The organism is Delftia sp. DT-2 (assembly GCF_028401915.1).
In the GTDB taxonomy this organism is placed as follows: Bacteria; Pseudomonadota; Gammaproteobacteria; order Burkholderiales; family Burkholderiaceae_C; genus Comamonas; species Comamonas tsuruhatensis.
This window is the reverse complement of the sequence record NZ_JAQOTI010000005.1, coordinates 73,683-91,153: the sequence shown is the minus strand read 5'-3', so window position 1 is coordinate 91,153 and position 17,471 is coordinate 73,683. Positions and strand designations below refer to the sequence as shown.

General features: G+C 66.4%; 18 protein-coding genes and 1 riboswitch. Of the genes, 5 read left to right on the top strand and 13 right to left on the bottom strand.

Annotated features, from left to right (window positions below; genetic code table 11):
* Window positions 1–73 precede the first annotated feature (73 nt).
* From fauA to lptF, 7 genes are all read right to left on the bottom strand, one after another.
* A complete protein-coding gene (gene fauA / locus PO605_RS09870; protein WP_442874706.1) occupies window positions 74–2,293 on the bottom strand; it encodes a TonB-dependent alcaligin siderophore receptor FauA in 2,220 nt (739 codons plus the stop codon).
* 77 nt (window positions 2,294–2,370) lie between these two features.
* Window positions 2,371–3,333, bottom strand: coding sequence for a helix-turn-helix transcriptional regulator (locus tag PO605_RS09865; protein ID WP_047473472.1), 963 nt, complete (start codon window positions 3,331–3,333; stop codon window positions 2,371–2,373).
* A gap of 83 nt (window positions 3,334–3,416) precedes the next feature.
* Window positions 3,417–4,583, bottom strand: coding sequence for a pyridoxal phosphate-dependent aminotransferase (locus PO605_RS09860; RefSeq protein ID WP_016453527.1), 1,167 nt, complete (start codon window positions 4,581–4,583; stop codon window positions 3,417–3,419).
* A 58-nt stretch (window positions 4,584–4,641) separates the two neighbouring features.
* Window positions 4,642–5,583 (bottom strand): CysB family HTH-type transcriptional regulator, encoded by a 942-nt coding sequence (locus PO605_RS09855; RefSeq protein WP_016445880.1) that lies wholly within the window; start codon window positions 5,581–5,583, stop codon window positions 4,642–4,644.
* Window positions 5,584–5,647: 64 nt separating this feature from the next.
* On the bottom strand, window positions 5,648–6,061 hold the full coding sequence (locus tag PO605_RS09850) for a sirohydrochlorin chelatase (RefSeq protein WP_016445881.1): 414 nt from the start codon (window positions 6,059–6,061) through the stop codon (window positions 5,648–5,650).
* Window positions 6,062–6,071: 10 nt separating this feature from the next.
* Window positions 6,072–7,181, bottom strand: a complete 1,110-nt coding sequence (gene lptG, locus PO605_RS09845) for an LPS export ABC transporter permease LptG (protein ID WP_017407657.1) — start codon at window positions 7,179–7,181, stop codon at window positions 6,072–6,074.
* Entirely contained in the window at window positions 7,181–8,308 is a 1,128-nt protein-coding gene (gene lptF / locus PO605_RS09840) for an LPS export ABC transporter permease LptF (protein ID WP_047473474.1), read from the bottom strand. The genes lptG and lptF overlap by 1 nt, the downstream gene beginning before the upstream one ends.
* 23 nt (window positions 8,309–8,331) lie before the next feature.
* Between lptF and PO605_RS09835 the strand changes: the two genes are divergently transcribed.
* From PO605_RS09835 to PO605_RS09825, 3 genes are read left to right on the top strand one after another with little or no spacing between them, the layout of a single operon-like run.
* The gene (locus PO605_RS09835) at window positions 8,332–9,921 is read left to right on the top strand and encodes a leucyl aminopeptidase (protein ID WP_272206408.1); all 1,590 of its coding nucleotides are present in this window, start codon (window positions 8,332–8,334) and stop codon (window positions 9,919–9,921) included.
* Between the two features lie 45 nt (window positions 9,922–9,966).
* Window positions 9,967–10,398 carry a DNA polymerase III subunit chi gene (locus tag PO605_RS09830; protein WP_043790566.1) on the top strand — a complete coding sequence of 144 codons (432 nt, stop codon included), beginning with the start codon at window positions 9,967–9,969 and terminating at the stop codon, window positions 10,396–10,398.
* A gap of 3 nt (window positions 10,399–10,401) precedes the next feature.
* Window positions 10,402–11,217: a hypothetical protein gene (locus PO605_RS09825; protein WP_047468523.1), complete on the top strand. Its 816-nt coding sequence runs from the start codon at window positions 10,402–10,404 to the stop codon at window positions 11,215–11,217.
* 51 nt (window positions 11,218–11,268) lie between these two features.
* On the opposite strand, the gene PO605_RS09820 is transcribed toward PO605_RS09825, so the two are convergent.
* The 3 genes from PO605_RS09820 to PO605_RS09810 form a co-directional block, all read right to left on the bottom strand.
* A complete protein-coding gene (locus PO605_RS09820; RefSeq protein ID WP_016445887.1) occupies window positions 11,269–12,285 on the bottom strand; it encodes a D-2-hydroxyacid dehydrogenase family protein in 1,017 nt (338 codons plus the stop codon).
* Window positions 12,286–12,721: 436 nt separating this feature from the next.
* On the bottom strand, window positions 12,722–13,144 hold the full coding sequence (locus PO605_RS09815) for a DUF4124 domain-containing protein (protein WP_231574438.1): 423 nt from the start codon (window positions 13,142–13,144) through the stop codon (window positions 12,722–12,724).
* Window positions 13,145–13,202: 58 nt separating this feature from the next.
* Window positions 13,203–13,367: a DUF4124 domain-containing protein gene (locus PO605_RS09810; RefSeq protein WP_231574439.1), complete on the bottom strand. Its 165-nt coding sequence runs from the start codon at window positions 13,365–13,367 to the stop codon at window positions 13,203–13,205.
* Between the two features lie 167 nt (window positions 13,368–13,534).
* Window positions 13,535–13,598, top strand: a riboswitch (Fluoride riboswitch).
* 81 nt (window positions 13,599–13,679) lie between these two features.
* On the opposite strand from PO605_RS09810, the gene crcB reads away from it, so the two are divergent.
* Together crcB and PO605_RS09800 are read left to right on the top strand one after the other, a co-directional pair.
* Complete coding sequence (gene crcB / locus PO605_RS09805; protein ID WP_016445889.1) at window positions 13,680–14,066, top strand: fluoride efflux transporter CrcB; 387 nt, start codon at window positions 13,680–13,682, stop codon at window positions 14,064–14,066.
* 178 nt (window positions 14,067–14,244) lie between these two features.
* Window positions 14,245–14,796, top strand: a complete 552-nt coding sequence (locus tag PO605_RS09800; RefSeq protein WP_047472443.1) for an AAA family ATPase — start codon at window positions 14,245–14,247, stop codon at window positions 14,794–14,796.
* A gap of 57 nt (window positions 14,797–14,853) precedes the next feature.
* Here PO605_RS09800 and PO605_RS09795 read toward each other — a convergent pair whose 3' ends face one another.
* The 3 genes from PO605_RS09795 to PO605_RS09785 all read right to left on the bottom strand — a co-directional run bounded on the left by PO605_RS09795 (window position 14,854) and on the right by PO605_RS09785 (window position 17,351).
* Entirely contained in the window at window positions 14,854–15,831 is a 978-nt protein-coding gene (locus PO605_RS09795) for a FecR domain-containing protein (RefSeq protein ID WP_047472431.1), read from the bottom strand.
* A 4-nt stretch (window positions 15,832–15,835) separates the two neighbouring features.
* Window positions 15,836–16,312, bottom strand: coding sequence for a sigma-70 family RNA polymerase sigma factor (locus PO605_RS09790; protein WP_017405010.1), 477 nt, complete (start codon window positions 16,310–16,312; stop codon window positions 15,836–15,838).
* Window positions 16,313–16,469: 157 nt separating this feature from the next.
* Window positions 16,470–17,351, bottom strand: coding sequence for an AraC family transcriptional regulator (locus PO605_RS09785; RefSeq protein WP_047472432.1), 882 nt, complete (start codon window positions 17,349–17,351; stop codon window positions 16,470–16,472).
* Window positions 17,352–17,471: the final 120 nt, after the last annotated feature.

Genomic DNA, 17,471 nt, shown 5'->3' with positions numbered 1-17,471 from the left:
CCGGCGCCCGTTACGGCGCCGGGGTTGGGGCGGGCATTGCCGATGTCCATGCCGACGCCAATGCCGATGCAGCTCAGAAATCCGCCCTCAGGCTCACCGTCATGTTGCGCGGCTCGCCCCACCAGCCCTGGTTGTAGAAGCCGATCTGGCTGTAGTACTGGCGGTCCAGCAGGTTGTTGAGCTGCACGCTGGCCGACCAGGTGGGGTCGATGCGGTAGTGGGCCGAGAGGTTGACCACCAGGTAGCTGCCCTGGCCGACCTGCACGCTCTGGCGCAGCGGGTTGGTCACGTTCTGCCAGATGCGGCTTTGCCAGCGCAGGTTGCCGCCCAGGCTCAGGCCTTGCAGCGCACCCTCGAAGCTGCGCATGGCCGTGAGCTTGACCAGGCTGCGCGGGTGCGTTGTGTTGAAGGCGGCGCCGCTGGCGCTGCGTGCCGTGTAGTGCGTGTAGCTGGCGCCCAGGCGCCAGCCCCGGGCCGGCTCGCCGCTGAGTTCCAGATCGATGCCGCGCACCTGGGCGCCCTTGACTCCCCGGTAGGCCTTCTGGTCCGTGGTGCCGTCGATGAATTCGCCCGTGTCCTGCGCCAGGTTGTCCTGGCGGGTCTGGAACAGCGCGGCAGAACCCTGCAGCCGGTCCTGCAGCCAGGAGCCCTTGAGGCCCAGCTCGAAGGCCTGGCCGGTGACGGGGTCCAGGATGCTGCCTTGCTTGTCGCGGTAGTTCTGGGGTGTGAAGATTTCCGTGTAGCTCAGGTAGGCCGTGTGCCGGGCATCGATGTCCCACAGCAGGCCGGCGTAGGGCGTGATTTCGTTGCTGTAGCGGTAGTCGCGCAGGCTGCCGAAGTAGTTCTGGCGCGTGGACCAGCGGCTCAGCCGGGCACCGGCCACGGCCGTCCAGCCATCGGCCAGCGACAGGCGCCCCACGGCATAGCCGCCGCTTTGGCGCATGCGGCTGTCGTCGCCGCCGTTGGAGACATCGGACCAGCCGGGCTCGGCCAGGCTGCCGTTGCGCCAGTCGAGGAAGTTGTCCGTGGCGGGCGGCGTGCCCAGCGGTGCGTAGCGGCGGATGTCGATGTCGTCGCGCACATGGTTCAAGCCCACGGCAATCTCGTGCTGGCGCCCGAAGAGCGCGACCGGGCCGCTGGCCGTGAGGTGCAGGCTGTCGCGCGAGCGGTCGCCCCGGTACTTGATGAAGGAGTTGGCCATGCCCAGGCCGGTGCTGGCGTCCGGCGCGCCGCCCCGGTAGACGTAGCGCATGTCGTAGTTGCCGTCGTTGCGGCTGTAGGCGGCGCGCAGCAGCCAGCGGTTGTCCAGCCGGTGCGTCAGGTCCAGCGTGGCCGTGGTGTTCTCGGTGCCGAAATGCGACCAGCGCGTGTTGTTGGACACCGAGCGGTCGAAGTCCGTGCGGCTGCCGTCCGCATGGAACAGCGGAAAGCCGGCGCCCATGCCGGGGCTGGTGTTCTTCTGGTATTCGAGGCTGGTCACGAGCCGGGTGGCGGGCGTCAGGGCCGCGCTCACCACGGCGTACAGGCCCTGCCTGCGCTGGCCGAAGTGGCTGACGTAGCTGTCGCTGTCCGATTGCACGGCCACGACGCGGCCATGCACGCGGCCTTCGCGGTCCAGCGGCAGGGACAGATCGGCCTCGGCGCGGCGCAGGTTCCAGCGGCCCAGCGTCAGCGAGGCATGGCCGCCCGCCGTCTCGCGCGGCTGCTTGCGCACGAAGTTCACCGTGGCCGACGGATCGCCCGAGCCATTGAGCAGGCCCGTGGCGCCGCGCACGATTTCCACGCGGTCGTAGAAGGCCGTGTCCATGTCGGTGGCGCCGAAGTTCCACAGGCTGTTGATGGGCGAGGCCAGCCCGTCGAACTGGAAGTTGCTGACGCCGAAGCCGCGCGAGGAAAACTGGTAGCGGTTGCTGTCGCTCCGGCTCACCGACAGGCCGGGCGCGGAGGCCTCCAGCGTCTGCGAGACCGTGAGCTGGCCTGCATCGTTCATGAGCTGGCGCGTGATCACGCTGACCGACTGCGGTGTCTCGCGCGCCGACAGTTGCAGGCCCGTGGCCGTGCCTGTGGAGCCGCTGGTATAGCGGGCCGTGCCTTCGGTGGTGCCGGCATCGGTGGCGGCGCGCACGGTGACGGTGCCTAGTTCGGTGTCGCCTTTCCTGGCAGGGGGCCTGTCCTCGTCGGCGGCCCAGACTGCTGACGCAGGGGCGGCACACAGGGCACAGATCAGCAGGGACAGTGGGGTCCGCGCGCCTTGGGGGTGTCGCGGGGCGGGGTTTTGGATGCGAATGCTCATCATTTCCATGGTCCTGGGCGTGAGCCCGGATTGTGGGAAATGTGCACCGCCGCCGCCTGTTCCCGGCGACGCCAGTCCTATGGCTTGCGACGCAGGCTGCCTTGGCTGGGCGCGTGGCCGAAGCGCTGGCGAAAGGCCGTGGCGAAATTGCTGGCGTGCTGAAAGCCCACGCAGTCGGCCGCTTCCTGCACGCTCCAGCCCTGTGCCAGCCGCTCGCGCGCCAACTGCATGCGGCGCTCGCGCAGCCAGCCGAACACGGTCTGGCCGTAGGCGGCCTGGAATTTCTCACGCAGCGTGGTCGGGCTCATGCAGGCCAGGCGCGCCAGGTCGTCCAGGCTGTGCGCCCGGCCCGGCGCTGCATCCATACACTCGCGCACGCGCTCCAGGCCGCGCCTGTCCCGGGGATGGATGCGCGGCAAGGGCGCAGGCCGCGGCTGCGCATGTGCCTGCAGCGCGCAGGCCAGCACCTGCAGCGCAATGCCTTCGCGGTGCAGCCGGGCCAGGCTGCCGCTCCAGACGCCATCGAGCAGCTGGCGCAGCGAGACGGCCAGGTGCTCGGGCAGCGACCAGGCATGCAGTGGCGGGCCGGGTTGCCGCATGGCCTGGTGCAGCAGCTCGGCCAGTTCGGCATCGGCGCAGGCCTCGGGCGCCTCGATGGACAGGTTGAAGCCGCGCACCGTCTGGCCTGCGGCATGTGTGGCCTTGAGAATCTCGGTGTCGCCGCACGAGAATGCCGCCGCCGCATGGCGCGTCACGCTCAGTGCACGGCGGGCGCCCGGCAACTGCAGCTCGGCCTGGCCGTCCAGCAGGACCACGGCGGTGAAGCGCCGCGGGTGCTCGGATGTGGATTCATAGCCGTGGTCGATGCGGATGTCGGAGCTGACCAGTTGCAGGCCCGAGGGCAGCTGGTGCTCCTGCACCTGCCCCTCGAAGATGCAATCGCTTTCGGAGACGGCAGAGAGAAAGCGCACGCTGAAACCGTGGCGCTGGCGCATGGCGTCGAGCTGCGCCGTGGTGTAGCGCTGGGAGGAGGAGGGCATGGGTGAGCGGAATAGAAGGCCCGCAATCGGATTCGAGAATGCTTCTCATTATCCGGGGCTGCAGGCCCGCTCGCCCACAAACCTCAGAGTTTGCGCAGCCGATCCAGTGCCGCGCGCAGCGTGCTGTCCTGCTTGGCAAAGCAAAATCGCACCACGCGCTGGTCGAAGCCGTCGCCATAGAAGGCCGACAGCGGGATGGCGGCCACGCCGTGTTCCTTGACCAGCCACTGGCAGAACGCGGCTTCGTCCAGGTCCGACACGGCCGAGATGTCGGCGCAGACGAAATAGGTCCCCGCCGTGGGCAGCAGGCGCAGGCGCGAGCCTTCCAGGCCCTGGCGGAAAAGATCGCGTTTGGCCTGGTAGAAGGCGGGCAGCTGAAGATAGGGCGCGGGGTCGGCCATGTAGCTGGCCAGGCCCGCCTGCATGGGCGTGTTGACGGTGAAGACGTTGAACTGGTGGACCTTGCGGAACTCGGCCGTGAGTGCAGCCGGCGCGGCGACGGTGCCCACCTTCCAGCCCGTGACATGGTAGGTCTTGCCGAAGCTGGAGACGATGAAGGCGCGCGCCGCCAGGCCGGCAAAGCGCGCGGCGCTCTGGTGCTGGCGGCCGTCGTAGACCATGTGCTCGTAGACCTCGTCGCTGATCAGCAGCACGTCGGTGGGGGCCAGCAGCTCCTGCAGCTGCAGCATCTCCGCATCGCTCCAGATGGTGGCGCTGGGGTTGTGCGGGCTGTTGATGATCAGCAGCCGGGTGCGCGGCGTGATGGCGGCGGCAATTTTGGCGAAGTCGGGCTTGAAGCTGCCCGGCGTCAACGGTACGCGCACGGGCACGCCGCCGGCCAGCTCAATGTTGGGCACGTAGCTGTCGTAGCAGGGGTCGAGCACGATGACCTCGTCGCCAGCATGCACGGTGGCCAGGATGGCGGTGAGGATGGCCTGCGTGGCGCCGGCCGTGACCGTGATCTCGGTGCCCGCATCGTAGCTGCGGCCGTACAGCGCCTGCATCTTGTCGGCCATGGCCTGGCGCAGCTGGGGCAGGCCGGGCATGGGCGGGTACTGGTTGTGGCCAGCCTGCATGGCGGCCGTGACGGCATCGACCAGCCTGGGGTCGCAGCCGAAATCGGGAAAGCCCTGGCCCAGGTTCACCGCCTGGTGCTCGGCGGCCAGGGCCGACATGGTGGTGAAGATGGTCGTGCCCACATGGGGCAGGCGGCTGGGGAAGGCGGGCGTGCGGGGCGTGGCAGAAGTCATGGCGGAAACAGCGGACAGCGGGAGCGGACCCGCACTGCAGGTCCGGTGGGGCGGAGGATCAGAGTTCGTAGTCGTGCACGTGGCCGTTCATGGCGCGCATGATGAGATCGCGCGTCAGGCGGTCGCTGAGCAGTTCGGCGAATCGGTAGACGAAATTGCGCAGGTAGGCACCTCGCTTGATGGCCACGCGTGCCACGCTCTGGCCGAACAGGTGGCCCATGGGGCGCACGACCAGGTCATTGACCGGGTCGTCGCGCATGGCCATTTCGGCCACGATGCCGATGCCCAGGCCCAGGCGCACATAGGTCTTGATCACGTCGGAGTCAATGGCCTCCAGCACGATGCGCGGACGCAGGCGGCGCGTGGCAAAGGCCTGGTCGATCTTGCCGCGACCCGTGAACGAAGGGTGGTAGGTGATCAGCGATTCGTGGGCGATGTCGTCCAGCGTGATGCGCTCTTTCTGCGCCAGCGGGTGGCCTGTGGGCATGACCAGCACATGCTGCCATTCGTAGCAGGGCAGGGTGACGAGATCGGGGTAGTCGGCCAGGGATTCGGTGGCCATGCCGATGTCGGCCACCTCGTCGATGACCATGCGCGCCACCTCTGCCGGAGTGGCCTGGTGCAGGCTGATCGTGACCTTGGGATACAGGTCGCGCAGCCGTGCCACGGCAGGCGGAAGCACGTAACGGGCCTGTGTGTGGGTGGTGGCAATCGACAGCGTGCCGCTGTCCTGGGCGCTGTACTGCTCGCCGATGCGCTTGAGATTTCCGATCTCGCGCATGATGAGCTCGATGCTCTTGAGCACCTCCAGGCCGGGTTCGGTGATGCGCTTGAGGCGCTTGCCGTGGCGCGCAAAGATGTCGATACCCAGCTCCTCCTCCAGCTCGATGATGGCCTTGGAGACGCCGGGCTGCGAGGTATGCAGGGCCTTGGCCGCCTCGGTGAGGTTGAGGTTGCGGCGCGCCGCTTCTTGGACGAATCGGAATTGGTGCAGGTTCATGGCGGTGACAGCAGGGTGCTGCGCGCCATTATGCTGCATTTATATAAAGAAGCGATTCGTTATTTCAGCTTCCCGGTGCGCCACGGGGCTCCGTGGCCACCAGTGCCAGTTCTGCCAGCAGGGCTGTGACACGCGGATGCTCGCCCACGGCCGGCTGCAGGTCCACGGCCACCTGCGGATGGGTATCGCTTATCTCCTGCACCAGCTTCGGGATGTCCTCGCGCGCATGCTTGCCCGTGCCAAGGAACAGGGGCAGCACGGTGATGTGCGTGGCGCCGGCCTCGACCAGCCCGCGCGCGGCGGTGGGCAGGTCGGGCGCGCAGGCTTCCAGGTAGGCGCAGGCGGCCAGGGATTGGGGATGCGTCTGCTGAACGGCCTTCAGCACGGCCTCGATGGGTTGGCGCCACAAGGCGTCGCGCGAGCCGTGTGCCAGCAGGATCAGTCCGGTCCTGCCGGCAGATGTTGTCTCGTTTTGCATGGCAACGGTCCTAGCGGCGCAGCACCAGCCAGGTGAAGGCCGTCAATGAAAGAAGGCTGTAGAGCAGGCCCGGCGCCGCAGCTGTCAGCCAGGGCGACCAGGTCTGCAGCGTGCCGATGTAGCCGAACACGTTGTTCAGCAGGAAGAAGCTGATGCCGGCCATGACGCCGCCGAACACATAGGCCGCGATGCCGCCCGAGCGGAAATGCAGGTAGGCGAAAGGCAGGGCCAGCACCACCATCACCAGGCAGCTCATCGGGTAGAAGACCTTGCGCCAGAACTCGATCTCGTACTTCTGCGCAGCCTGGCCGTTGGCTTCCAGGTGGCGCACATACTGGAACAGCGAGATGGTGGACATGCGATCGGGCTTGAGCAAAGCGGCCGAGACCATCTCGGCGCTGATGCCCGTCTTCCAGTTCATGCTGTCTTCTTTCTCGCGCTGCAGCACCATGCCGCCGTCGGGCTTGGCCGTCAGGCGGCTGGCCTGCACGCCCTGGAGCATCCATGATTCTCCGTCTTCGCTCACCTGCGCCGATTCCGCATGGATCTGGGCAGAGATGCGGCCCTGGCCGTCAAAGTCGAAGATGCGCACATTCGAGAAATCACCCGGCCCGCGAATGGCACGCACGTTGATGGCAATGGAATGATCGCCCTGGCGCTCCTTGAGCCAGGCACCCGTGGCCCCGCGTGACAGCTGGGCCAGGTGGATGGCGCGTATGTTCTGGCCCGCGTTCTCGGCCGCAGGTGCCAGGTAGTCGCCCGTGCCGAAGGTGACCAGCACAAAGCCCAGGCCCAGCACCATCAGCGTGCGCAGCGCCAGCCAGGGGCCCATGCCGCTGGTGCGCATGATGGTGAATTCCGAACTCTGGGCAAAGCGCGCCATCACGTAGATGGTGCCGATCAGCACGGTGATGGGCATCAGCTCGTACAGGTGGCTGGGAATGCGCAGCACCACGAAAAGCAGCGCGTGCGTGATCTTGTAGCCGTTGTCGCCGCCGCGCCCGACCCATCGCAGCTCATCGACCAGATCGAAGAAGAAGAACAGCGCCAGGAAGGCCAGCGTCACATAGCCGACGGCCGCGATGATGTCGCGGTACAGCAGGTTTCTGAGAACTCTCATCATGGCACCGCCTTCGCGTCGTCCAGGGCAGTCGGCTTGCAGGGCCTGCGCCACAGATCGCGCGGCGACCAGCGCCTGTGCCGCACCAGCAGCACCAGCAGCACCAGCAGCAACGTGCCGCCGTGCAGCAGGGCCGTCATGGCGGGCATGCTCAGCTTGCCCGAGGCCACCCAGTTCTCGCCCAGCGTCATGAGGTTGTAGTACACGATGAAGGCGAACAGCGCGAGCATGAGGCTGCCGCTGCCACCGGCACGCGGGTTTACGCTGGCCACGGCCAGGCCCAGGATCACGAAGTTCAGCGCCGCCAGAGGCAGGCCTATGCGCCAGCCCAGTTCGGCGCGGTAGATGGGTTCGGTGCGCGGCAGCAGCTCATGCGTGTACGTGCTGCGCGCGGCCATTTCCTCGGCGGCGGCCAGATTGTTGCCGCTGCCGAGCTGCGTGCCGTATTCCTTGAACTCGCTGATCTTCACCGAGCCGTCGCTGGTCTGCGTCTCCATGCGCTGGCCGTCGGTCAGCACGGCCATGCGTTCGCCCTTGACCACTTCCAGCCGCGCCCCGCGCGCCGAGGTCACGGACTCGCGCCCGCGCTCATTGGCCACGATGAACACATTGTTGGCAGCGGTGGCGCTGGGCACGTCCTTGTCGATGAAGAACACGCGCGAGCCGCCGGCAGACTCCTGGAACTCACCGGGAGCGATGCGGTCGATGTCGCTGCGCTGCTCGAACTGGGTCTTGATCTGCTCGATCTGCTGATTGGCCCAGGGCAGGATGCCCAGGCCCAGCACGGCGATCACGGCCAGCACCGGCCAGGCAAAGCGCAGCAGCGGGCGCAGCAGGCTGGCCAGTCCCTGGCCTGCGGCGAACCAGATCACCATCTCGCTGTCGCGGTACATGCGCGACAGCGAACCGACCACGGCCACGAAAAGTCCCAGGCCCAGGATGGTGGGCAACTGGCCAAGCACCGTATATCCCATGACCAGCAGAACGTCGGAAGGGCTGACATTGCCCTTGTAAGCCTGACCCAGCGTGCGGATCAGCATCATGGTCATGACGACCGTGATCAGCACCACGACCGTGGCACCGAAGCTGCGGGCCAGCTCTTTGCGTATGGATGAATCGAATAACATTGGCTGAAAGGAAAACGCCGATTATGAACTTTGAACTGAAGCCGTTGACGACTGCCGCAGCAGTACGTGAAAAGTGTGACCTGTTGTTGGTGCTGGTGACCGAAGCCACGGCCACGGGCAGCGACGCGCTGTCCACCCTGGTCGCTCACGCGGTCAAGGCCGGAGATTTCGAAACGGCAGCCGGCAAGCAGTTGGCACTGTACGGCCTGCCGGCCGTGGCCGCCCGCCGGGTCGTGCTGCTGGGCGCGGGCAGCGGCTCGGCCCGCGACGTACGCCAGGCCGTGGCAGGCGCAGGCTCGGCCCTCAAGGCAAGCGGCGTTGGCAAGGCCGTGCTGTGCTTCGGCTTCGAGGCCACGGGTGGCGCTGTTGCAGCAGCGGTGGTGGCAGCGGCCGATGCCTGCTACAGCTATACCCACACCAAGCCCCAGGCCAAGCCTGTGGCGCTCAAGAAGCTGGTGATCGCGGCGACGGGCGCCAGTGCCGCGTCCGGCAAGTCCGGCGACAAGGGCGGGGACAAGGGCGGCATCGCCGCCGCTTTCAAGATCGCCGTGGCCCAGGCCGAAGGCATGGCCCTGGCGCGCGAATGGGCCAATCGCCCGGCCAACCACGCCACTCCCATGCTGCTGGCCGACGCAGCCCGTGCCCTGGCCAAGCTGCCCGGCATCAGCTGCAAGATCCACGGCCCCGCCGAAGTCGCCAAGCTCGGCATGGGCGCCTTCATGGCCGTGGCCCAGGGGTCGGAGCAGCCGCTGCGCTTCATCGAGCTGCACTACAACGGCGGCGCCAAGGGCGCCGCGCCCGTGGTGCTGGTGGGCAAGGGCATTACCTTCGATACCGGCGGCATCTCGCTCAAGCCTGCCGCCGAAATGGACGAAATGAAGTTCGACATGGGCGGTGCCGCCAGCGTGCTGGGCGTGTTCCAGGCGCTGGCCCAGCTGCAGCCTGCCATCAACGTGGTCGGGCTCATTCCGGCCTCCGAGAACATGCCCGGAGGCGCAGCCGTCAAGCCGGGCGACGTGGTCACCAGCATGAGTGGCCAGACCATAGAAATCCTCAACACCGATGCCGAAGGCCGCCTCGTGCTCTGCGATGCGCTGACCTACGCCGCCCGCTTCAAGCCCCGCGCCATGGTGGACATCGCCACGCTGACCGGTGCCTGCGTCATCGCCCTGGGCGGGTTGCGCAGCGGCATGTTCTCGCCCAGCGACGAGCTGGCCCGTGCGCTGGAGCAGGCGGGCGATGCCGCGCTCGACCCGTGCTGGCGCATGCCGCTGGACGAGGAGTATGGCGAAGGCCTCAAGAGCAATTTCGCCGACATGGGCAATGTGGCAGGCCGCGCAGGTGGCGCAGTCACGGCGGCCAAGTTCCTGCAGCGCTTCGTGGGAGACATTCCCTGGGCTCATCTGGACATCGCCGGCACGGCCTGGAAGAGCGGCGCCGCCAAGGGCGGCACGGGCCGCCCCGTGGGCCTGCTGCTGCACTACCTGCTGGCCTGCGTCGATGCCGGCAAGGCGCCCTCCAGGACCGGCGCGCCCAAGTCGGTTGCGGCGCCCAAGGCCGGCTCTGCCAGCCGCCGCAAGGCAGCCGCTGCAGTCCAGCCGGAGCAGGCCTGATGGCATCGCCCCCATCCGCACGGGCCTGCGCGAAAGGAGCGTCGCTTGACTGAAGTGGCGTTCCATTTCAACGCGCCCGACAAGCTGGCCTATGTGTGCCGTCTTGCGCGCAAGGCGCTGCGGCATCGCACGCAACTGGTGGTGCTGGGATCTTCCGCGTCGCTCAAGGCCTTGTCGCCCAGGCTCTGGAGTGTCTCGCCCACCGATTTTCTTGCCCACGCCGTCGAAGGCGATGGGGCCGGCATTGTGGCCTTCTCGCCCATTGTGCTGCTGGAGCGGCTGGACAGCGCGCCGCACCACGACATGCTGGTGAATCTGGGCGGCGATGTGCCAGAAGGATTCGAGCGCTTTGCGCGTGTCGTTGAAGTGGTGTCTGCCACCGATGAGGAGGACCGGCATCTGGCCCGGCTGCGCTGGAAGCACTACATGGCGCAGGGGATTTCCATCAAGCGCCATGACCTGGTCCTCAAGGAGTAAGCCATGAGTGCTCCCTCCAAAACCCCGCCACGCTTTGTTCCCACGCTCACCGATGTCGTGCCGGTCGATGCAGTGCAGTCGCCGGTGGCAGAACCGCCCGCTGTCGCTGCTTCCGAACTGCCGCACAGCGGCGAGACCGATTCCTGGGCGAGCGAAGGCATGCTTGCGCCACGCCGCGGCCTGGTTTCCATGCCCGCGTCCCTGCCGCCGCTGCCCCTGGATCTGCAACCCCAGCGGTCCATGGTCGCCGAGCCTGCGCCGCCTGGACAGGGCCCGCGGCCTGCAGTGCAGCCCGTGCATTCCGACTATCTGCCGCCCATTGCGCCGTCCGTGGAAATGCAGCTGGCCCAGGAGAGCCGTCTGCTCGAAGTGGCCGAAGTTGCCGAACCGGCCGATGTGCCAGAGGTGGCCCCGGCCGCACCGATCGAGGATGCCATTCCTGCCGCGCCGGTGGTGCAGGCCGACGCTGCCACGCAAGGGGTCGAGCCGGATCCGGCATCTGCGGCACCTGGAGCACTTGGGGCATCACCCGCCTGTGCATTGCCCACCATGGAGTCCATCTGGGACAGCCACGCGCAGCAGGTCACTGAGGAGTATCTGGTCCATCGCCTCATGCAGCGCGTGGACCTGGTGCTGGACCAGCGCCTGCGCGATGCCATCGCCACGGTGGTGCAGCAGCAGACGCGATCCATCGTCGTGCGCCTGCGCGAAGAGGTGGAGTCGGTGGTGCGCCAAGCCGTCTACGAGGCCGTGGCCGACGAACTGGCCCACCGGGCGAGTGCCGCACGCGGCGATGCTGTACAGGGCGGGGGGCGTTGATCCATGATCGGGTAGGCGGGTGAAGGGTGAGGTGCCCGCCTAACCCGGCCTTCAGCCTGCGCGTGCCGGGCCTGAGAACACCTCGGGATTGAGGATGTTGCTGGGCTGGCCTGCAGCGAAGTTCACCACATTGTCGAAGGCGGCGCGGAAATACAGCTCATAGCTGTCTTGCTCCACATAGCCGATGTGCGGCGTGCAGATGCAGTTCTCCAGCCGCAGCAGTGCGTGGCCCTGGAGAATGGGCTCGCTCTCGAAGACATCCACGGCCGCCAGGCCAGGGCGGCCACGGTTGAGCGCGCCCAGCAGCGCATCGGCCTCCACCAGTTCGGCGCGCGAGGTGTTCACGAACAGGGCTGTGGGTCTCATGCGCGCCAGATCCTGCGCCGTGACGATGCCGCGTGTGGCCTCATGCAGGCGAAGATGCATGGACAGCACATCGGATTCGGCAAAGAAATCCTCGCGCGAAGCAGCGGCCGAAAAGCCGTCGGCCTGGGCCTTCTGGCGCGAGGACTCGCTGCCCCAGACCAGAACCTTCATGCCGAAGGCATGGCCATAGTGGGCCACCAGCCTGCCAATGCGGCCATACCCCCAGATGCCCAGCGTGCGCCCGTGCAGCACGCTGCCCAGCCCGAAATTGGCGGGCATGGACGCCGCCTTGAACCCCGATTGCTGCCATGCGCCGTGCTTGAGGTTGGCGATGTACTGCGGCAGCCGCCGCGTGGCCGCCATGATCAGCGACCAGGTCAGCTCGGCCGGTGCGATGGGCGAGCCCACGCCCTCGGCAATCGCAACGCCCTGGTCGGTGCAGGCCTGCACATCGATATGGGCGCCGGCCTTGCCGGTCTGCGCGATCAGCTTCAGGCGCGGGAGTTTTTCCAGCAACTGCCGGCTGATCTGCGTGCGTTCGCGGATCAGCACGATGATGTCCGCATCGCGCAACCGCACCGACAGCTGGCCCACACCCTTGACGGTATTGGTGAAGACCTTGGCGTTGAACGGCTCCAGCAGCCGCGCACAGTCCAGCTTGCGTACGGCGTCCTGGTAGTCGTCAAGAATGATGATGTTCATTGCCTGTGAATCTCTCATAAGCCTTTGATTTATCTCTGGGTTGCCGCGCAAGAGGTTGTCGGCAAATGTTCTGATCCGCTTTTGCGCTTTGCCCTGGGCATCATCAACGCCTACCTGAACCGGCCTGCCTGACTATTGTGTGACGCTTGCGCAGCCAGGGCCCCGAGGCCCGACGGTCACATTGTCGTTCAAGCAGCCCCGGGCTTGAGGCTGAAGGCTTCGGCCCGCGCCAGATCGCGCAGCCGTGGTTACACAAGCCGCGCAGATGCCAGCAAGCCCTGGCAGGTGAAGCCGATCACTGGCACGCTCTGTCGCCCGCGCAGCTGTATCAGCGAATTACACCCTGCAACGCCTTGCGGACCCTGTGTCGGACGGGACTTGGGGGTTGCCATCTGCCGGCGAAGCCGGTGAAGGCCGAGAGTATGATGGACCGCGCTCAGTCGCACTCAATCATGGTTCCACCCAGTATTCGGCAGCTCCGCCCTTGACTGTCACTGATGAATTGGCCGTTGCGGTTGTAGATTCCGCCATTGCTGTCGTAGCAAAGTGCACCCTTGCAACTGGATAGAGGAACAGGCTGGGCCGCCCGCGGTGTGAAAACCGGCTTCGGTGGTTCCTGCATCAGCGGCGTATTGGAGCCGCATGCAGCATTGACGCTGGTGATTGCTGCATTGGTGCGTATCCGTTTTTCATCCAGGGAAAGGGTGCGAATGCTGGATACGAATTCCAGCTCCTTGCGCGCCTCCTTGCACTGGGAGGATGCGCCGAGCTGCTCCGGTGCAGGAGCATTCGCCTTGCGGGCCTGCTGTTCGATGACGCGCTGCTGGCTCTCGATCTGGCGCTGCTGCATTTCGTTCATCTGGCGCTGCTGCTTTCGCTCATTGGCCTCTGCGGCCTCGGCCCGTTCGCGGTAGATTTCATCGTCCGATTTTTTTGCGCTGTATCAGTGCGCCGGATTGGTCGCTGCTGCAGGGGCTGTCTGAAAAAATCAGTTTTCCAGAAACATCCTTGCATTGATAGACCTGGGCGGCGGCAGGTAAAGCCAGAAATGTCGCAACGATTGTCAGAGTCAATAGGCGCATATGCATCTCGGTGAATGAATGGGAGTGATGGTATCCCGGTACGGTGAATCGGTTGAGGTTAAGTTATTCCAATAGGCCGCTGCAAGGGATGCAGGGTCGGTATTGCCGCCACGGGATGGCTGCCTGTGCTCGCTTGCCCGGAGTAAACTCGACCACCGCAGCAATGGCTGCACGATGGGAATGGAGCTTCCCGAAACCGCCCTGCAAGGGGCTGATGGCTCCTGCCTTGGTGGGGCGTGTCCTGCCGGTGGCAGGGCCGTGTCTTGATCCTGCCCGGCGCGCCCGTCCCGGTTGTTTGATGAAAGGACGGTCATGGGTATCTACGGTTTCATTTTGGTGTTCGTGGGCGGCGGCCTCGGCTCCGCGCTCCGGCATGGTTCGAACCTGCTTGCACTGCGGCTGGTGGGCAGTGCCTATCCACTGGGCACCTTGGCGATCAATGTGCTGGGCGCTTTCGTGATGGGGGTGGTGGTGGAGTGGTTTGCGCTCAAGACTTCGCTGCCGCAGAGTGCGAGGCTGTTCATCACCACGGGCATTCTGGGCGGCTTCACCACGTTTTCGACCTACGCACTGGAGATCGGCATGCTGTACGAGCGCGGCGACTGGCTCGCTTCCGTGCTGTATGCGCTGGGTTCGCTGGTGCTGGGCGTTGCCGCGCTGTTTGCGGGGCTAGGGCTGGTTCGGATGGTGGCCCATTGAGGCGCCCTGATTGCGCTATGCTGTGCGCCATGGCCCGCCTGAACGCATCGCAGATTATTCGCACCATCCATTGGATGGTGGGTTAGCCAGAGGCCTTCAGCGCCATGCAACCCGCCCAGAAGAGGCGGGTTTTTTCATTCCGCCTCCAGGGTTTTCACAAGCCTTTCAGGAGATGGATATGCAGGTTCTCGAACCGTCCCGCCATGCGGACGACGCCCAGGCCGATTCCCGTACTGCGCGGCCGGCCACGCTGCACATGGTCTGCGGCAAGATCGGCTCGGGCAAGTCGACGCTGGCACGGCAACTGGCGGCGCAGCCCGGCACGGTGCTGGTCAGCGAGGATTCCTGGCTGGCCGGTTTGTATCCTGGCGAGATGCAGTCGGTGGCCGACTATGTGCGCTGCAGCGCGCGGCTCAAGGGATTGATGGGGGCACATGTGCAGGCGCTGCTGGATGCCGGCGTTTCAGTGGTGCTGGACTTTCCTGCCAACACGCTGGAAGGCAGAGGTTGGGCGCGCAGCGTGTTCGAGAGGGTGGGTGCCTCCCACCGCCTGCATTTCCTGGATGTGCCCGATGAGGTCTGCAAGCAGCGCCTGCGTGCGCGCAATGCGGCGGGGGATCATCCCTTTCAGGCCAGCGATGAGCAGTTCGACCTGATCACCGGCTACTTTGTCGCGCCTTGCGCACAGGAGGGCTTCGACGTGGTGCATCACCCGTATGTGCGGGCCTGACCACAAAGGCCGTGCGGCCGCCGGCTCGCCCACTGGAACGCCTCCTCGATCGCCTACTCAATCCCCGCCAGACCGTGCCTGCACTTGCACCCAATAGCGTGTACGGGTGCTCAACTGCAAGGGGAAGCGGCTGACGAGCGCGGCCAGGGCGCGATCGGTGTCGTCCACGGGAAAGGCGCCCGAGACACGCAGGCCTGCCACCTCGGGCGTGCAGCCCAGGTAGCCGGGCCGGTAGCGGGCGAGGGCGTCGATCAGCTGGCCCAGCGGCATGTCCAGCGCGATCAGTCCGCCTTCGTGCCAGCTGGCGGCAAAGGGATCGGCAGACGCGGGTGGCTGGGCGGCGCTGGCCGAGAAGGCGGCGTGTTGCCCGGCCTGCAGCTCGGTGGAGGTGGCTTCGCTGTCCAGGGGCTGCAGGCGCACGGTCTTTTCCTGCACGTTGACATGGCACAGGCCGTCGTCCGCGACATGGACCGTGAAGCGCGTTCCCAGGGCCAGTACATGGCCTTGCAGGGTTTGCACACTGAAGGGGCGGCCCAGTGCGTCTGGCCCGGTGGCGACGAGGATGCGGCCGCGGTAAAGGCGCAGCAGGCGCTGGCGGTCGTCGAAAGCCACGTCCACGGAGGTGGCTGTATCCAGGGCCACCAGGGAGCCGTCGGGCAGCGTCAGGTCGCGGCGCTCGCCAGTGGCGGTGCGATGAGCTGCCTGCCAGTGCTCGAGCGGCGCGCCTTTCCAGGCGAGCCAGGCCGTGGCACCGCTGCCCAGGCCAAGGGCCACAGCACGCACCGCAGAACGGCGATTGGGGTCGGAGCGGCGGCCCAGCGCCTGGCGCGCCAAGGGTGCGGGCAGATGCGACAGCTGTGCGGTGACGGATTGCACGCGCAGCCAGGCGCGCTGGTGGGCGGGGTCGGCCTCGTGCCAGTCCGTCCATGCCTGCTGCAGGCTTGGCGTCACCGCGGTGCCGCGCAGTTTCACGTGCCAGGCAGCGGCCTCATGCAAGGCCCGTCGGTCGTTGCTTTCCAAAGATCCCTCGCCCATGTGGCTATGCCAGGACCAGGCAGCAATGCTCCATCGCCCGGGTCAGGTAGTTGCTGACGGTGCGCAGCGACACGCCCAGGCGCTCGGCGATCTCGGGGTAGCTCAGTTCCTCGAAATGGGACAGGACGAAGGCTTCGCGCACCTTGGGTGCAAGGCCCTGGAGCATGCGGTCCACGTCGAGCAGGGTCTGCTGGACGATGGCCTGCTCCTCGGGCGAAGGCGCCAGCGACTGCGGCAGCTGGGCAAGATAGTCCAGATAGGACTGCTCCAGCGTGCGGCGGCGAAACAAGTCGGTGACCAGGCCGCGGGCGATGGTGGCCAGGTAGCGCCTGGGCTCGCGGATGTCCTGCTGCGGCACTGGCGAGCGCAGCAGGCGCACGAAGGTGTCCTGGGCCAGGTCGGCCGCATCGTCACGGTTGCCCAGGCGCTTGCGCAGCAGGCTTTCCAGCCAGGGATGGTGATTCTGGTAGAGGCTGTGCACGGAGAGGGCTTGTGCGAAAGAAGCGGGGAGGCCGGGCGTAGAAGCCGAGGTGGGCAACGTGTCGGTTTCGGTTGCAAAAGATAATAAGAATGCTTATCAATTATCTTTCACGCGAGCTTTACTCCTGAGGACTGGGTATCTTTCTGTTGCATGTGCGCTACAGGGAGATGCTGGCGGAACTTCCACGCCGGCCCTGCGCCGGGCGATTGCGCTGGTAGGCGCTGGGCGGAGCGCCAAAGCTGCGCCGGAAGACGGCAGTGAAGGCGCTGGGACTGTCGTATCCATGGGAGAGCGCCACTTCCAGGACCGAGGCGCCAGCGGCCAGCCGGGGCAGGCTGAGCAGAAGACGGGCCTGGCGGCACCATGCGCCGAAGTTCATGCCGGTCTCGCGCAGGAACAGGCGTGCCAGCGTGCGGGGATGCATGTGCAGCCGCTGTGCCCAACTGGCCAGGCCGGCGTCCTGCGATGGGTCGTCCACAAAGCTGCGGCAGCAGGCGGCCAGGGCGCCATGCCGGGGCATGGGCACGTGCAAGGACAGGGCGCGGGCGCGCTCCATTTCGTCGAGGATCAACTGCATGACACGCTCCTCCCTGCCGCCCAGCGGGTAGTCCATGGGCAGCTCGATGGCCTCCAGCACGAGTTCGCGCAGCAGGGGCGTGACCTGCATCACTCGGCAGTCTTGCCACAGGCCGGGCCGCAGCCCCGGCTCCACGAACACGGTGCGCATGGCCACGGGGCCGGCGGCCATGTGGATGGCGTGCAGGGCCTGTGGTGGAACCCAGACGGCGCATCCCGGGGGGACGACCCAACTGCCCGAATCCGCGCGGATCAGCATCACTCCCTCGGTGGCATGCAGCAGCTGGCCGCGGCGGTGGGCATGCGGTGCGATGGCCGCGCCGGCCGCCATGTCTGTGGCAAAGGCCACGACCGGGCGGGCCGTGTGCTCGCCGTGCGGGGGCAATGGAGCGGCCGCAGGCACGTCATCCAGGCAGGCGCGGGTGCGGGCATGGGAAAGTGGGCCACTTTGCCGGGTTGTCATTTTCTCGACGATTGTTGTTGCTTCGTAGCAGGAATGCAGATCATGCACTTTCTACGATGACCCACTTTCAATCCGCAGGAAAGTGGCAGGTATGGAGATGATTTCCCTTTCGAGAATGAC

Bases quoted from the DNA above. Each gene is read 5' to 3' on its own strand.
- fauA (WP_442874706.1), bottom strand. From the start codon at position 2,293: ATGAGCATTCGCATCCAAAACCCCGCCCCGCGACACCCCCAAGGCGCG.
- PO605_RS09865 (WP_047473472.1), bottom strand. From the start codon at position 3,333: ATGCCCTCCTCCTCCCAGCGCTACACCACGGCGCAGCTCGACGCCATG.
- PO605_RS09860 (WP_016453527.1), bottom strand. From the start codon at position 4,583: ATGACTTCTGCCACGCCCCGCACGCCCGCCTTCCCCAGCCGCCTGCCC.
- PO605_RS09855 (WP_016445880.1), bottom strand. From the start codon at position 5,583: ATGAACCTGCACCAATTCCGATTCGTCCAAGAAGCGGCGCGCCGCAAC.
- PO605_RS09850 (WP_016445881.1), bottom strand. From the start codon at position 6,061: ATGCAAAACGAGACAACATCTGCCGGCAGGACCGGACTGATCCTGCTG.
- lptG (WP_017407657.1), bottom strand. From the start codon at position 7,181: ATGAGAGTTCTCAGAAACCTGCTGTACCGCGACATCATCGCGGCCGTC.
- lptF (WP_047473474.1), bottom strand. From the start codon at position 8,308: ATGTTATTCGATTCATCCATACGCAAAGAGCTGGCCCGCAGCTTCGGT.
- PO605_RS09835 (WP_272206408.1), top strand. From the start codon at position 8,332: ATGAACTTTGAACTGAAGCCGTTGACGACTGCCGCAGCAGTACGTGAA.
- PO605_RS09825 (WP_047468523.1), top strand. From the start codon at position 10,402: ATGAGTGCTCCCTCCAAAACCCCGCCACGCTTTGTTCCCACGCTCACC.
- PO605_RS09820 (WP_016445887.1), bottom strand. From the start codon at position 12,285: ATGAACATCATCATTCTTGACGACTACCAGGACGCCGTACGCAAGCTG.
- PO605_RS09815 (WP_231574438.1), bottom strand. From the start codon at position 13,144: ATGAACGAAATGCAGCAGCGCCAGATCGAGAGCCAGCAGCGCGTCATC.
- PO605_RS09810 (WP_231574439.1), bottom strand. From the start codon at position 13,367: ATGCGCCTATTGACTCTGACAATCGTTGCGACATTTCTGGCTTTACCT.
- crcB (WP_016445889.1), top strand. From the start codon at position 13,680: ATGGGTATCTACGGTTTCATTTTGGTGTTCGTGGGCGGCGGCCTCGGC.
- PO605_RS09800 (WP_047472443.1), top strand. From the start codon at position 14,245: ATGCAGGTTCTCGAACCGTCCCGCCATGCGGACGACGCCCAGGCCGAT.
- PO605_RS09795 (WP_047472431.1), bottom strand. From the start codon at position 15,831: ATGGGCGAGGGATCTTTGGAAAGCAACGACCGACGGGCCTTGCATGAG.
- PO605_RS09785 (WP_047472432.1), bottom strand. From the start codon at position 17,351: ATGACAACCCGGCAAAGTGGCCCACTTTCCCATGCCCGCACCCGCGCC.